Source organism: Streptomyces sp. NPDC005955 (genome assembly GCF_042871255.1).
Taxonomy (GTDB): Bacteria; Actinomycetota; Actinomycetes; order Streptomycetales; family Streptomycetaceae; genus Streptomyces.
On record NZ_JBIAIF010000008.1, the window covers coordinates 196,121 to 210,582 of the forward strand.

A 14,462-nucleotide genomic window follows, 5' to 3' on the forward strand; every position below is an offset into this window, starting at 1 on the left:
CCGGCCCAAGGACGGGAAGCCATGCGGTTCGATTGTCCGGACAAACCATTGACAGGGGGTGCGGGCGGCTCCACCTTGTACCCATGCGCATCGGACTCATCGGGACGGGCCGCATCGGGACGTTCCACGCGGCCTCCCTGTGCCGCAACCGCGAGGTGGGTTCCCTCGTCGTCACGGACGCCGACCTCGCGCGGGCCCAGGCGCTGGCCCAGCGGATCGGGGCCACCACCGCGCCCGGGGTGGACGAGATCTTCACCTGGGGCGTCGACGCGGTGGTGATCACCACCGCCACCGCCGCGCACGCCGAGCTGATCTCCCGGGCGGCCCGGGCCGGGCTGCCGGTCTTCTGCGAGAAGCCCATCGCCCTGGACCTGTCGGGCACCCTGTCCGCGCTGCGGGACGTGGAGGCGGCGGGCACCGTCCTCCAGATGGGCTTCCAGCGCCGTTTCGACTTCGGGTACGTCCGGGCCAGGGAAGCGGTGCGCGAGGGCCGCCTCGGACGGCTGCACACCGTACGGGCGATGACCTCCGATCCGGCTCCGCCGCCCGCCGCGTACCTCCCGCTGTCCGGCGGCCTCTACCGGGACTGCCTGGTCCACGACTTCGACGCGCTGCGCTGGGTGACCGGACGGGAGGTGGTGGAGGTGTACGCCGCCGGGTCCGACGCGGGGCCCGCGATGTTCCGGGAGGCCGGGGACGTGGACACCGCGGCGGTGGTGCTGACCCTGGACGACGGGATCCTCGCCACCGCGACGGCGACCCGGCTGAACGGCGCCGGCTACGACGTCCGGATGGAGCTCGCCGGGGAGGCCGACCAGGTGGCCGTCGGGCTGGACGACCGCACCCCGATCGCGTCCACGGAAGCCGCCGGCCCACCGCCCGCCGACAAACCGTGGCCCGGCTTCCTCGAACGCTTCGCCCCCGCGTACGAGGCGGAGTTGGCGGCCTTCGTGGACGTGGTGCGCGGGGAACGGGCGAACCCCTGTGACGGGCGCGAGGCGCTGGCGGCGCTGCGCATCGCCGAAGCCTGCGAACGGTCCCGGCGGGAACGGCGGGCGGTGCGGATCGACGAGGTCCCGGGGGCGTGAACGGGCCGCACCGGGTCACTCGTCGTCGAGCAGCCACCCCGCGTCATGGGTCAACAGGGCTATCTGCACCCGGTTGTTGAGTTCGAGCTTGGCCAGGACGCGGGACACGTGCGTCTTGACGGTGGCGACGCTCATGTACAGGTCGGCGGCGATGTCCGCGTTCGACTTCCCGCGCCCGACGGCCACGGCGACCTCCCGCTCCCGTTCGCCGAGCGCCGCCAGCCGTTCCCGGGCACGCCGGCTGCGGTCCTGCCGGGAGTCGTCGCCCGCGACCCTGCTGATGAGTTGACGGGTCACCGTCGGCGACAGGACGGGCACCCCGGCGGCGACCTTGCGCACCGCTTCCACGATCTCGGCCGGCTGGGTGTCCTTGAGCACGAAGCCGGCGGCCCCCGCCCGCAGCGCCCGTAGGACCTGTTCGTCGGCGTGGAACGTGGTCAGCAGGATGACCTCGGGGGCGCCCGCCCGGGCGCGCAGCAGTTCGGTGGCGGTGAGGCCGTCCACGGTGGGCATCCTGATGTCCATCAGGACGACGTCCGGAGCCAGCCGGTCCACCAGGGCGAGGACCTCGCAGCCGTCGCCGGCCTGCCCCAGGATCTCGATGTCATCGGCGCCGCCGAGCATCAGGGACAGACCCGCGCGGACCAACGGGTCGTCGTCCACCAGCAGCACCTTGATCGCAGTCATGAGGGCCACGGTAGCCAGGCGGTGACCCGGAAGCCCCCGGCGCCGTCCGGCCCGTGCTCGATCCGGCCACCGGCGAGGGTGGCCCGTTCGGTGAGGCCGATGAGGCCCTGACCGGAGCCGGGCACGGCGGGGACCTTCCCGGCCGGTGCCGGGTTGTGCACGGTGACCGTCAGCCCCTCCCCGGGGCCGCCGGTCAGGCACACCGTGACCTCGGCCCCGGGGGCGTGCTTGCGGGCGTTGGTCAGCCCCTCCTGGGCGATGCGGTAGGCGGTGCGGCCCACGGAGGCGGGGGCGGCACGGGGGTCGGTGACCCGGTTGGCGAGCCGTACCGTGGCGCCGGCCGCACGGGACTCGTCGACCAGGGTGTCGAGGGCGGCGAGGGTGGGTTGCGGGCGGCCGGATTCCTCCCCCTCCCCCGTGCGCAGCACTCCGATGATCTCGCGCAGGTCCTGGAGCGCCTCGTGGGAACTCTCCCGGATCACCCCGGCGGCCCGTGCGATCTCCTCCCGGGGGGCGTCCGGGCGGAACTCCAGGGCGCCCGCGTGCACGCTGAGCAGGGTCAACCGGTGGGCGAGCACGTCGTGCATCTCCCGGGCGATGGACTCCCGGGCGAGCCGTTGGGCCTGTTCCGCGCGCAGTTCCGCCTCGGTCTCGGCACGCCGGGCCCGGTCGCGGAGGGACAGCAGCAGTTCGCGGTGCGAGCGGACGAACATCCCCCAGCCGACGACGGTGGCCGTCATCAGCACCGTGAACATGACGGACACGCCGTACGAGAGTTCGGGGTCCGGGCGCCACCAGAAGAGCAGCGGGGCGAGCGCGAGGGAGGCGCCCGCGATCCAGGCCACGTACGCGAAGCGTCGGTGCACGGCCAGCGAGAACAGCAGGACGAGGGCGGCTCCGGCGGCGGTCGTGGACAGCACCCCCACCGGGACCAGGGCCGCCGCGAGCCCGACCGGCCAGCGGCGGCGCAGCCACACCGCACCGCAGGCGAGGGCGCCCAGCACCTGGTCCGCCACGATCAAGGGCTCGGGCACGTCCGGGTCTTGGACCATGCTGTCCGCCACGAGCAGCCCGATCGTGACGGCGATCAGGAAGCACAGGAAGTCGACGATCCAGTCGCGCAGGGTCCGCCGGGGGTACCGACCCTTGACCCGTTCCGGGTACAACTCGGCGGCCACCGCAGAGGGCAGCAGCCAGCGCAGCCGGAAGGCGGGGACCGACTCCGCCGGCACGGGGAGTTCTTGGCCGTTCATGACCGACAAATCTACGCACCCGTACGGGTGTACCCGTACCGTGCGACACGCTCCCCGACCAAAGTTGACGTGCCCTCGACCATCGGCGGACGACCCCGGGCGGACCCGCGACTTCCGGCCGGCGGGCACCGTCCGGTGGCCGATTCCCACGGGGGTCCGCGCCGAGGAGGATCACCTCCATGAGGCATCTGTGCGGGTTTCTTGGTTTCGTCGCCCTGGTGCAGGGCGCCCTGGGGATCACGAACGAGTTCGGCTGGGGCGACGGGGGCCTGCTGAGGCACGTGGCATTCCTCGACGGGTACGAACTGTTCGCCAGCATCGCGCTGTTGCTGTTCGCGTTCGCGCTGTTCGGGGTCTCGGAGAGCATGCGGAACCAGGAGAAGTAGCCAGAACTCCGAGGGCCGCCGCGCAGCGGCCGAAGGGGCGCCGCGGCCCGTCGCGGAGACCCCGCGGGCCGCGGGGCAACACGGCAGCCGTGCCCGGGGGCGGGGGACGGCCCCCCGGTAGGCTGCTCCCTCGCCCGCCCGCCCCGAAAGGACCGCGCCGTGCCGACGCCCAGCGCCCGCCCCACCGACGCCGCCGCACCCCCGGTGTCCCCCGCCACGAGCGGCGGAGTGCAGTCCCTGGAGCGGGCCTTCGACCTGCTGGAGCGGATGGCGGACGCCGGGGGCGAGGTCGGCCTGAGCGAGCTGTCCGCGAGCAGCGGGCTCCCGCTGCCGACCATCCACCGGTTGATGCGGACGCTGGTGTCCTGCGGCTACGTGCGCCAGCAGGCGAACCGGCGCTACGCGTTGGGCCCGCGGCTGATCCGCCTCGGGGAGTCGGCGTCGCGACTGCTCGGCACCTGGGCCCGGCCGCACCTCGCCCGGCTGGTCGAGGAGACCGGCGAGACCGCGAACCTGGCCCTGTTGGACGGGGACGAGATCGTCTACGTGGCGCAGGTGCCGTCCAGGCATTCGGTGCGGATGTTCACCGAGGTGGGACGGCGGGCGCTCCCCCACTCGACCGGTGTCGGCAAGGCCCTGCTCGCCCAACTCCCGCCCGACGAGGTGCGCGCCCTGCTGGGCCGTACGGGGATGCCGCCGGCGACCGAACGCACCATCACCACGGTGGAGGGGCTCCTCAGCGCGCTGGAGGACGTACGGCGCCGCGGCTACGCGGTCGACGACGACGAGCAGGAGCTCGGGGTGCGGTGCCTCGCCGTCCGGGTGCCCGACTCGCCGACCACCGCGGCGATCTCCATCTCCGGTCCCACGGGGCGGGTCACCGAGGCCGCGACGCGACGGATCGTCCCGGTGCTCCAGCAGGTCGCGGGGGAGCTGTCCGCCGAGTTGGCCACCGCGGGTTCGTCGACCTGACCCCCACCGGTGACCGGGGTCCCGTCGCACGTGACGGTGCGTCAGCGCAGCGTCGGAGGACCGCCGAAGAGGTCGACCGCGTTGCGGACCCGGGCCAGGCTCACGGCCAGCGCGCTCACCGAGCCGATGGAGCCCGCGATCAGCAGCAGGGAGCGACGCAACCGGGGGGTCTCGGGGGCGCCGTCGACGGTCATCGCGTCGAGGGCGGCGAGCTCGTCCTCGGCGATCGTCCGGTCGGGGAACTCGGCCGGGTGCACCGCGAGTTCGCGACGGAGCCGGGAAACCGCGGCGCGCAGCTCCAGAACCCGCGGGTCGTCGTCGCTGCCGGTCACTGGCTTCTGTCCCACGCTCCGCAACACAGCTCTCCCCCCGCGCACTACGTTGTGCGCATTTTGCTCAAGGCTCGCCGTCCCCGTCCGGACCGGTCGGATCCGTGGGGTCGGGCCAGTAAACGCCACCGGACGGGGTGCCCGCCACTGAGCGGACGGAATTTCCCCTCGCGTTTGCCCAACAGTCCTTCGCGCGGTCGAATCTGACGGCGCGTTGGCGATCGTGGGAGCGCGCGGAGCGCCGGCGCGCTCCGGGGGGTGGTGTGGCACCGTGCTGAATCGGTCCTGCACCTGCCGGCAGCACGGTCAGGGGCGGTCCGTGTGCCCGAGGGTGCGTCCCGGGGCCACCCGGTCCCGGACCCGGCGCTTGACGGCCGTCGGCTCCGGGAACCCGTCCCGTTTGCGGTCCCAGACCTCCTCGCCGTCGACCCGGACGACGAACACCCCGCCCGTGCCCGGCGCGAGGGACAACTCGCTCAACTCCGCCTCGAAGGTGGTGAGCAGTTCCTGGGCGAGCCAGGCGGCCCGGGGCAGCCAGCGGCACTGGGTGCAGTACTCGATCTGCACGCGGTGCGCGGTCGCGGGCGTGTCGTCGGTCGGCGGCGCGGTCATGGTGCGGCCTCTCAGCTTCGGTACAGCTTCGGTGCAGGTGCTCTTCGGTACAGGTGCTCTTCGGTGCAGGTGGTCAGCCTCGGTCCAGGTGCACGGACCAGTCCTGCTCCGCCGGGGGCTTGCCGTGCAGGTCCGGGACGCGCTTGAGCCAGGCCGGGCGGCCGGCTTCGGTGGCCGCCGCGCGACGGGCGTCCTCCTCGGCGAGGTGGGCGCGGGTGGGGAAGTCGGTGGGCAGCCAGTGCTCGGACGCCCGGGCGCGGGCGGTGAGGTGGTCCGCGTAGGCGTCCCGGACGGCGTCGGCGTCCGGGAATCCGGCTTCGCCGGTCAGCCAGGCCTCGGGCACCAGGGCGGTGATCTCCCGCATCAGGTCCCGGGTGACGCGCGGCGCGAGTTCGGCATCGGCGGCAGCGGTGTCGGGGGCGTAACCGCCGAGCGCATGGCGGCGGAAGTCGTACCGTTTGGTCACGGCCCGGTCGGCGCTCTCCCAGCGGTGGTGGAAGACGAGGGCCGCCCCGTGGTCGATCAGCCACAGCCGGGGGACGTTGACGGAAGGGCCGCCGAAGGTGGGCCAGACCATCAGGTTGGAGCTGTGCAGGGTGCGGTCGACGTTGGCGGTGAGCGCGTCGAGCCAGATGATCCGCCCGGCCTCCACCGGGTCGACCCGCAGGGCGGCGGGCGGGGCGTCCGGGACGAAGTCCACGGCTCCCGGGAGGTAGTCCATCCCGAGGTTGAGCCCCGCGCTGGCCGCCAGCAGGTCCCGGACCTCCTGGTGCGGTTCATGGGCGGCGACGGCCGGATCGAAGTGGGCGCGCACGAGTGCCGGTACGCGGAGCCCGAGGGCGCGCGCCAACTCCCCGACGATCACCTCGGCGACCAGTGCCCGGCGGCCCTGGGCTGCTCCGGTGAACTTGACGACATAGGTGCCGAGGTCGTCGGCCTCGACGATGCCGGGCACGGAACCGCCCTCGTGCAGGGGCGCCACGTAGTGGGTGACGGTGACCTCGGTCAGCATTTCCCCAGGTTATACGGCGTGGCTCCGGGCGAATCCGCGGCGGTGGTACGTGGGGACCGGCGTGCCCCGCCGAACCCGGATCATCCGAAGCGGGCCGCAGTGGACCAGGCTCTGCGGCATCTGCACGCGTCCCTGCGGGGATTCCGGCGCCAGCCGGCTGCGGCCGTTCTCTTCACCGCGCACGAGGTGTCAGCCGTGCGAAGCCTCGCTGAGCGGGCCGGGCCGCGGGGGCACTTCGTCGTCACCCCGCCCCGGACGCCGGACCCGGTCCGTGTGCGCGGACGGTGTGGCTCCCGGGCATGCCGTACCCCAGGGGCACGGCATGCCCGGGAGCCCCGTCTGCTCTCCGGCCTCCGGCACGTGCGTCGAGGTTTCCCCCGGCTCTCCCAGCGGACTGAAAGAAAAAGGATCATCCATCCTTGATCTTTATCCCGCGTACCGCAAATCACCTGCGGAGCATCGGTCCGGATTCCGGCCACTCCACCCGCAGAATCGATTTGCGTCTACGCCATCTGCCCGGACATGGCGGAGGAACGCCTGACCACCGCCGGAACACTTCCGACCATCCGGCCATCGGTGCACGCCCTGCGCGAGAAATCTCGGCACGCCGCGATCCCCCCTGCCCGCCCCGCCGCAGCACCGGACCAGGCAACATTCGGAAATACGAGAACGACCCTCGAAGGATATTCGCGCCACTCCCCCGGGGGAATTTCACACCGATTCGAAGCACTCACGAAGAATCGGAGAACGCCGACCGAGAATGATTGACGCATACGAGAGTTTCCGGTTGGCGCGGGATTCCGACCGTGCGCCCGGGCCCCCGAAAGCCCGGGGTGAAGTCGTTCCCGTCGGTGCTGACGTGTGGTGCCCCCGTGCAGAGCGTGGGTCGTGGTGTCACAGGGCTGCGGCTTCCTCGGTCAGGAGTGCCACCTCGGGGTGGGTGCCGTAGGGGCGCAGTACCTGGCGCATGGTGGTGAGGGAGGCGGTGGCGCGGGTCGACCGCAGGCCCGGGTAGTCGATGAGGAAGCGTTTCCAGGTGGTGAGGGATTCGAGGTTGCCCTGGAGCAGTTGCGACTCGGCCAGGAGTGCCGTGGTCAGCGCCCTGGCACGGCGTGCCTGCGGGGCGCGGGCGCGGAGCGAGGCGTTGTAGGCCCGGTCGGCTGCCTGATGGTCTCTGAGCGCGGTCAGCGTTCGGGCGCGCTGATAGTGCAGGGCTGCGGTCGGGTAACTGTCGAAGGGGTCGGTGAGGTTCTGGTCCGCCTGGCCGTGGAGGACTTCCGCGTTGTGCAGCGCGAGGAGGGCTCGGGAACGGTTGTTGGCCCGTGCGTGGGCCAGGGCGAGCTGGGACTGGGTGAACGACTGGGCCAGGGGTGAGGAGTGGCGGGTCGCGGTGGCGACCGCCTGTTCGGTCAGGACGAGGGAGGGCTGCCGGTGGCCGAGGTCCAGGGCGTGGGAGGCGAGGGCCCTGAGGGCGATGGTGTAGGTGTGGGGGTCTTCGGCTTCTGCGGCCAGGTGGGCGGCCGTGCGGTGGTAGTGCTGGGCCAGGACGTTGTCGCCGTCGTCGGCGCACATGTTGCCCAGGAGGATGGTGAGCTGTGCCGTGTGGGTGAGGAGTTGTCGGTGCACCTGCTCGGTGGCGACGGAAAGGAGCCACGGGGTGACGTCGTCGGCGAGGTAGGTGGTGAGCGCGGTGCGGGCGTGCCCGCCGCCGAAGCTTCCGGCGGAGGCCGCGAAGACCACGGTCATGCTCTGGAGCGCCTCCACTTCCGCGCGGCCCACGCGGCGTCCGGCCAGGACGCCGGCGCGGCGGGCCACGGTCCGTGAGAGCAGGTCCTCCCAGTCAGGGACCTCCAGCGCTGCGAGGCTGTAGACGTCCACGCCCAGTACCTCTCCCCTGCGGGGGTCGAGTTGGCTGTGGGTGAGCTTGGACAGATGGTGCACGGGGTCTGCCTTCCAGGACCAGTCCGGTATGCGGCCAGGGGCTCGGGTGAGACCGGCGTCGGCAGCGGCCAGAGGCCTGCCCAGGCGCCGGGAAAGCGCCTCCAGGATGTAGGTGGGCGCGGGCGGACGGGGATGCGCTCCGGCGAGCCAGCGCGTCGCAGTCGAGCGGTTCACGGTCAGGTCGTGGCCGCGTTCGGAGGCGACCGAGGAGACGGCGCGCGCGAGCAGGGTCGCGTTCCATCCCGCCTCCGTGAGAAGTCGCCCGAGCCGTGCGTTCGGTTGCTGAGAAGACATCGCTTCCCCGTTCTCAGCCCTAGCCAAAGATGATCCGGACACAGGGGCTTTCACAAGGGCGCACGAGCGCAGCACGCGCAGCACGTTCGCGCCCCGACACCCCTGCACAGACTGGATTCCGGCGGATGTACTGCAAGGGAGGTACCCGCCTGGATCGGTCACTCAATCCCGGCGCACCACCGTGGGTGGTGGCCGCTTCGCCGCGCGGTCCTCCTCGGCAGTGAAGACCTGCCGGTGCCGATCTCCCGTGCTGAATGCGAGTGGACAGACATGTCGCGGTCATCTGGGTCCTGGTACGTCGCCGCCCCGGCAGCAGCACTGCCCGCCGGTCAGATGCTGGTTGCGGACCACCTGCAACGGCCCGACGGGCGGGTCCTTTCCTGTTCGGCCGCACCGATGGTCGCGGGGGCGCTCAGCGCGGCGGGGCACCGGGTGGTCACGGGGACGGTCCAACTGCTGGAGGAAGGACCGGGCCGTGGTCTCCGGGGCGCCGTCGCACGTACCACCGCGAGCGCTCACTGGGCCGGGGACGCCCTGGACGCGGAGGGCTCCGGTGGTGTGGCCGTGGTGGTGTCGGACGCCGAGGCGGGCCTACGGCCGGTGGCGGAGGCAGCCGTGGACTCATGGGTACGGGTCATGGGGCCCAGGACGGTACTGCTGGCGTCCCCGCGATCGTTCTGCGCGGGGGTGGAACGAGCGATCGACGTCGTCGAGGCCCTCCTCGAACAGCAGCACGGACCCGGTGGCCGGCGGGTGTTCGTGCGCAAGCAGATCGTCCACAACACCCACGTCATCGCCGATCTGACGGAGCGCGGGGCGGTCTTCGTGGAGGAACTGGACGAGGTCCCCCCGGGGTCCTTGGTGGTGTTCTCCGCCCACGGTGTCTCCCCTCAGGTCCGTGCGGAGGCGGCCCGCAGGAGCCTGACGGTGGTCGATGCGACGTGCCCGCTGGTGACCAAGGTCCACGCGGAGGCACGCCGTTACGCCGAGCGCGGCAACAGCATCGTGCTCATCGGGCACGCGGGCCACGAGGAGGTCGAGGGCACCCGGGGCGAGGCCCCCGACGCCACCGTGGTCGTCGGCAGTGCGCGGGACATCGCCGGCCTGGACCTGCCGGACCCCTCGAAGATCACGTACCTGACGCAGACCACGCTCGGCGTGGACGAGACGCGGGCGACCATCGACGCGCTCAAGGAACGTTTTCCCCAGGCGCGCGGCCCGGGCTCCGAGGACATCTGCTACGCCACCACCAACCGCCAGCACGCCTTGCAGGCCGTCACCGCCGAGGCGGACCTCGTCCTGGTCCTGGGCTCGGAGAACTCCTCCAACTCCGTTCGGCTCGTGGAGCTGGCCCGCACAGCGGGCACGCCGGCCCATCTGATCGAGGACTGCTCCCGCATCCGGCCGGACTGGCTGCGCAACGCGGCCACGGTCGGGCTCAGCGCCGGGGCGTCCGCCCCGCATGACCTGGTCCGGCAGACCCTTTCCGCGCTGGCCGGGCTGGGGCCGCTCACCGTGCAGGAACGGATCACCACGACCGAGGACACCTACTTCGCACCGCCCGCCGCGGTCAGGACGACCCGATGAGCACGACCAGCACGTACGCCGCCCGTTTCCCGCTGCTGGCGAAGGCCGAAACCCCGGCGGCGCTGCGGGCCCTGCCCGGGGAACGGCTGGGCGAGCTGGCGGCGGAGATCAGGGCGTTCCTGGTGGAGACGGTGTGCGCGACGGGCGGTCATCTGGGCCCGAACCTGGGGGTGGTGGAGCTCACCCTCGCGCTGCACCGGGTGTTCGACTCGCCCAGCGACACGCTCGTCTTCGACACCGGGCACCAGACCTACGTCCACAAGCTGCTGACCGACCGCGGCAGGGATTTCGGATCGCTTCGGCAGGCCGACGGCATGTCGGGGTATCCGTCGCGGGCAGAGTCGCCCCACGACCTGGTGGAGAACTCCCACGCCTCGACCGCCCTCTCCTACGCGGACGGCCTCGCCAAGGCGCGGGCCCTCAGCGGTGAGAGGGGCCGCGCGGTGGTGGCCGTCATCGGCGACGGCGCCCTCACGGGCGGGCCGGCCTGGGAGGGCCTGAACAACCTCGGCGCCGCCCCCTCACGTCCGGTGATCGTGGTGCTCAACGACAACGGCCGCTCCTACGCCCCCACCGCCGGTGCCCTCGCCGACCAGCTGGGCACACTGAAGCGGCCGGGAACCGGGACAGCGGACCGCCCGGGACACCGGAACGTGTTCACCGATCTGGGTTTCTGCTACGTCGGACCGGTCGACGGTCATGACACGGCCGCGGTCGAGAAGGCGCTGCGCCGGGCGCGGTCGCTGGCCCGTCCGGTCCTCGTACACGTGGTGACGGTCAAGGGCCGGGGATATCCGCTCGCGGAGGCGGACGAGGCGGACTGCCTGCACGCGGTCGGTGTCGTCGATCCCTCCACCGGCCGCCCCACCGCTGCCGCCAAGGCCCCGGGTCGGTCGTGGACGAGTGTCTTCGCGCACGAACTCGTGTCCGTGGCGGCGGAACACCCGCGCATGGTGGCGATCACCGCGTCGATGCTGCGGCCCACCGGACTGCACCTGATGCGGGAGAAGTTTCCCGACCGGGTCTTCGACGTGGGGATAGCGGAGGCGCACGCGGCCACGTCGGCGGCCGGGCTGGCGATGGACGGCTTCCACCCCGTCGTGGCCGTCTACGCGACGTTCCTGGGCCGCGCGTTCGACCAGGTCCTGATGGATGTGGCCCTGCACGGTCTGCCGGTGACCTTCGTCCTGGACCGCGCGGGGATCACCGGTCCCGACGGCCCCTCGCACCACGGCATATGGGACCTGGCACTCCTCAGCGCCGTCCCCGGGTTACGGGTGGCCGTTCCCCGCGACGCCGCACAACTGCGGGAGCTCCTCACCGAGGCCGTCAGCCACCAGGCCGGACCCACCGCCCTGCGCTTCCCCAAGGCCCAAGCCGCAGGCGATGTCGAGGCCCTGGAACGGCACGGCCCCGTCGACGTCCTGTTCCGTTCCGGAGTCCGGGACGTCCTGCTCGTCGCCGCGGGCCCGCTCGCCGCGGCGGCCGTCGAAGCCGCCGCCGAGCTCGACCGCCGGGGGGTCGGATGCACCGTCGCCGACCCCCGCTGGGCCCTGCCCGTCCCCCACCAGCTCACCGAACTCGCCGCGCGCCACCGCCTGGTGGTCACCGTCGAGGACGGCATCCGCTCCGGCGGCATGGGAACGGCCGTCGCCCAGGCACTCACCGACACGGGGAACACCGTGCCCACGCGCGCCCTGGGGCTGCCGCACCGCTTCCTCCCCCATGCGACCCGCGCTGGTCTCCTCGGCGCGGCGGGCCTCGACAGCCGAGGCATCGTCCACGCCGTGCTCCGGGCCCGCGCCGGGCTCCCGCACCACACCCAGCAGCCCGAGCGAGAAGGCAGGACACGATGACCACCGACCTCGGCCTGCCCGCGCGCCCCCGCGCTCCGCAGCGGCGCCGCACCCGCCAACTCCACGTCGGCGACGTCCTGGTGGGCGGCGGCGCCCCGGTCTCCGTCCAGACCATGACCACCACCCCCACCGCGGACGTGGACGCCACTCTCCAGCAGATCGCCGAGATCACCGCAGCGGGCTGCGACATCGTCCGCGTCGCCGTACCCTCCCAGGACGACGCCGACGCCCTTCCCCTCATCGTCGCCCGGTCGACGCTGCCGGTGATCGCCGACATCCACTTCCAGCCCCGCTACGTCTTCGCCGCCATCGACGCCGGCTGCGCCGCCGTACGGGTGAACCCCGGCAACATCCGCGCGTTCGACGACCGGGTCGCCGAGATCGCCAAGGCCGCCGCAGCGGCGGGGGTTCCCATCCGGATCGGCGTCAACGCAGGCTCCCTCGACCCCCGCCTCCTGGCCAAACACGGCCGGGCCACCCCCGAAGCCCTGGTGGAATCCGCCCTCTGGGAGTGTTCCCTCTTCGAGGAACACGGCTTCACCCAGCTGAAGATAGCGGTCAAGCACCATGACCCGGGCACGGTGATCGCCGCGAACCGCCTCCTCGCCGACGCCTGCGACTACCCGCTCCACCTCGGTGTCACCGAAGCCGGACCCGCCTTCCAGGGCTCCATCAAGACCGCCGTCGCCTTCGGCATCCTCCTCGGCGAGGGCATCGGCGACACCCTCCGGGTCTCCCTCTCCGCCCCACCCGTGGAACAGGTGAAGGCGGGCTGCCACATCCTCTCCTCCCTCGGACTGCGCCCCCGCAAGCTGGAGATCGTCTCCTGCCCCGGCTGCGGCCGCCTCCAGGTCGACATCCACCGCCTCGCCACCCAGGTCGAAGCCGCCTTCGACGACTTCCCCCACCCCCTGCGCATCGCCGTCATGGGCTGCGTCGTCAACGGACCCGGCGAGGCCCGGGAAGCCGACCTCGGCGTCTCCTGCGGCAACGGCAAGGGCCGCATCTTCCGCCGGGGCCGGATCATCCGCACCGTCCCTGAGAACAAGATCGTCGAAGCCCTCCTCGACGAAGCGCTCCGCCTCACCGACGAACCGGTTCCCCAGGACACCCCGGCACCGCCACAGGACCCCTCATGACCACCACGGCCCCGGCCCAACCCGACGGCGCCGGCCTGGACCGGGCCCGCGCCAGGATCGACGCCGCCCTCGACGCCTTCCTCACCGACAAAGCGAGCGCCGCGGCCGGACAGCACCTGCCGGGGGAAGTGACCGCACTCCTGGCGGACTTCCTGGCCGCCGGCGGCAAACGCGTCCGCCCCCTCCTCTGTCTGACGGGCTGGCAGGTCGCCGGAGGGCGCGGCCGCCCGCTCCCGGTCGTCAGGACCGCCGCCAGCCTGGAGATGTTCCACGCCTTCTGCCTGATCCACGACGACGTCATGGACCGCTCGGACTTCCGCCGTGGACACCCCACCCTCCACCGCGCCCTCGCCACCCGACACGCCCCCGGCCGCACCGCCGCCACGGCCAACCGACTCGGCGCCAGCGCCGCCGTCCTCATCGGCGACCTCGCGCTCACCTGGTCCGACGAACTCCTGCACACCGCCGGCCTCAGCGACCGGCAGCTCACCCGCGTCCTGCCCCTGCTCGACGCCATGCGCACCGAGGTCATGTACGGCCAGTACCTCGACGTCACTGCCACCAGCACCGGCAGCGTCGACGTCAGCCGGGCACTGGCGATCTGCCGCTACAAGACCGCCAAGTACACCATCGAACGCCCCCTGCACATCGGCGCCGCCCTCGCCGGCGCCGAACGGAGCCTGCTCGACGCGCTGTCCGCGTTCGCCATCCCCCTGGGCGAAGCCTTCCAGCTCCGCGACGACCTCCTCGGCGTCTTCGGCGACCCCAGCCGTACCGGCAAACCCGCACTCGACGACCTGCGCGAAGGCAAAGCCACCGTCCTCATCGCCCTCGCCCTGCGTCACGCCACCCGCGCCCAGGCCGACCGGCTCCGCCCCCTCCTCGGCCACCGTGGCCTCACCCAGCACCAGGCCGCCACCGCCCGCAGCATCATCGCCGCCACCGGTGCCGTCCAACGGGTCGAAACCATGATCACCGAACGGTACGGACAGGCCCTGACACACCTCCGCGCCGCACCGCTGGAGGCGGGGTCCGCACGCCTTCTGGAGGAGTTCGCGGACAGCGCCGTCCGGAGGTCCGCATGACGACCGCCCCCGGACGGCGCGGACCGGCTCGCCGAACTCGGCCACCGGGACGTCGGGACGACGGACGAGTGCTTCGCCGCCGCCCTTCCCGAAGAGCCGCGCAGGGACCACGGACGGGCCGTCCGGCGCACGACAGAAGCCACAGGCACTCGGCCCGGACCGCGCACGGGGTCCGGCTCCGTCGGTGCCCACAGCGAGTTCACGACCAGTGAGGGCCGCAC

13 protein-coding genes are annotated in these 14,462 nt (G+C 72.5%); 7 read left to right on the forward strand and 6 right to left on the reverse strand.

Going from position 1 to position 14,462, the window contains the following annotated elements; all coding sequences use genetic code 11:
* Positions 1–83 precede the first annotated feature (83 nt).
* Entirely contained in the window at positions 84–1,088 is a 1,005-nt protein-coding gene (locus ACFYOU_RS21110; protein ID WP_391307488.1) for a Gfo/Idh/MocA family oxidoreductase, read from the forward strand.
* 15 nt (positions 1,089–1,103) lie between these two features.
* Here the strand turns inward: ACFYOU_RS21110 and ACFYOU_RS21115 are convergent, their stop codons facing one another.
* Both ACFYOU_RS21115 and ACFYOU_RS21120 read right to left on the reverse strand, forming a co-directional pair.
* Positions 1,104–1,775, reverse strand: coding sequence for a response regulator (locus ACFYOU_RS21115; RefSeq protein WP_391307490.1), 672 nt, complete (start codon positions 1,773–1,775; stop codon positions 1,104–1,106).
* Positions 1,772–3,028 carry a histidine kinase gene (locus ACFYOU_RS21120; RefSeq protein WP_391307492.1) on the reverse strand — a complete coding sequence of 419 codons (1,257 nt, stop codon included), beginning with the start codon at positions 3,026–3,028 and terminating at the stop codon, positions 1,772–1,774. Before ACFYOU_RS21120 ends, ACFYOU_RS21115 begins: the two co-directional genes overlap by 4 nt.
* A gap of 179 nt (positions 3,029–3,207) precedes the next feature.
* On the opposite strand from ACFYOU_RS21120, the gene ACFYOU_RS21125 reads away from it, so the two are divergent.
* Both ACFYOU_RS21125 and ACFYOU_RS21130 read left to right on the forward strand, forming a co-directional pair.
* Complete coding sequence (locus ACFYOU_RS21125; protein WP_391307493.1) at positions 3,208–3,414, forward strand: hypothetical protein; 207 nt, start codon at positions 3,208–3,210, stop codon at positions 3,412–3,414.
* A 159-nt stretch (positions 3,415–3,573) separates the two neighbouring features.
* Positions 3,574–4,386 (forward strand): IclR family transcriptional regulator C-terminal domain-containing protein, encoded by an 813-nt coding sequence (locus tag ACFYOU_RS21130; RefSeq protein ID WP_391307495.1) that lies wholly within the window; start codon positions 3,574–3,576, stop codon positions 4,384–4,386.
* Positions 4,387–4,427: 41 nt separating this feature from the next.
* On the opposite strand, the gene ACFYOU_RS21135 is transcribed toward ACFYOU_RS21130, so the two are convergent.
* The 4 genes from ACFYOU_RS21135 to ACFYOU_RS21150 all read right to left on the reverse strand — a co-directional run bounded on the left by ACFYOU_RS21135 (position 4,428) and on the right by ACFYOU_RS21150 (position 8,574).
* Positions 4,428–4,745, reverse strand: coding sequence for a DUF5955 family protein (locus tag ACFYOU_RS21135; RefSeq protein ID WP_389763499.1), 318 nt, complete (start codon positions 4,743–4,745; stop codon positions 4,428–4,430).
* A 276-nt stretch (positions 4,746–5,021) separates the two neighbouring features.
* A complete protein-coding gene (locus ACFYOU_RS21140) occupies positions 5,022–5,327 on the reverse strand; it encodes a SelT/SelW/SelH family protein (RefSeq protein ID WP_391307496.1) in 306 nt (101 codons plus the stop codon).
* A 73-nt stretch (positions 5,328–5,400) separates the two neighbouring features.
* A complete protein-coding gene (locus ACFYOU_RS21145) occupies positions 5,401–6,339 on the reverse strand; it encodes a HipA family kinase (protein WP_391307498.1) in 939 nt (312 codons plus the stop codon).
* An 894-nt stretch (positions 6,340–7,233) separates the two neighbouring features.
* Positions 7,234–8,574, reverse strand: coding sequence for a hypothetical protein (locus ACFYOU_RS21150; RefSeq protein ID WP_391307500.1), 1,341 nt, complete (start codon positions 8,572–8,574; stop codon positions 7,234–7,236).
* 270 nt (positions 8,575–8,844) lie between these two features.
* Here ACFYOU_RS21150 and ispH point away from each other — a divergent pair, with 270 nt between their 5' ends.
* Genes ispH through ACFYOU_RS21170 form a run of 4 tightly spaced genes read left to right on the forward strand, consistent with a single transcriptional unit; the run spans position 8,845 to position 14,241 of the window.
* Positions 8,845–10,161 (forward strand): 4-hydroxy-3-methylbut-2-enyl diphosphate reductase, encoded by a 1,317-nt coding sequence (ispH, locus tag ACFYOU_RS21155; protein WP_391307502.1) that lies wholly within the window; start codon positions 8,845–8,847, stop codon positions 10,159–10,161.
* Complete coding sequence (locus tag ACFYOU_RS21160) at positions 10,158–12,017, forward strand: 1-deoxy-D-xylulose-5-phosphate synthase (protein WP_391307504.1); 1,860 nt, start codon at positions 10,158–10,160, stop codon at positions 12,015–12,017. Before ispH ends, ACFYOU_RS21160 begins: the two co-directional genes overlap by 4 nt.
* Positions 12,014–13,156, forward strand: a complete 1,143-nt coding sequence (gene ispG, locus ACFYOU_RS21165) for a flavodoxin-dependent (E)-4-hydroxy-3-methylbut-2-enyl-diphosphate synthase (RefSeq protein ID WP_391307505.1) — start codon at positions 12,014–12,016, stop codon at positions 13,154–13,156. Before ACFYOU_RS21160 ends, ispG begins: the two co-directional genes overlap by 4 nt.
* A complete protein-coding gene (locus ACFYOU_RS21170; RefSeq protein ID WP_391307507.1) occupies positions 13,153–14,241 on the forward strand; it encodes a polyprenyl synthetase family protein in 1,089 nt (362 codons plus the stop codon). Before ispG ends, ACFYOU_RS21170 begins: the two co-directional genes overlap by 4 nt.
* Positions 14,242–14,462: the final 221 nt, after the last annotated feature.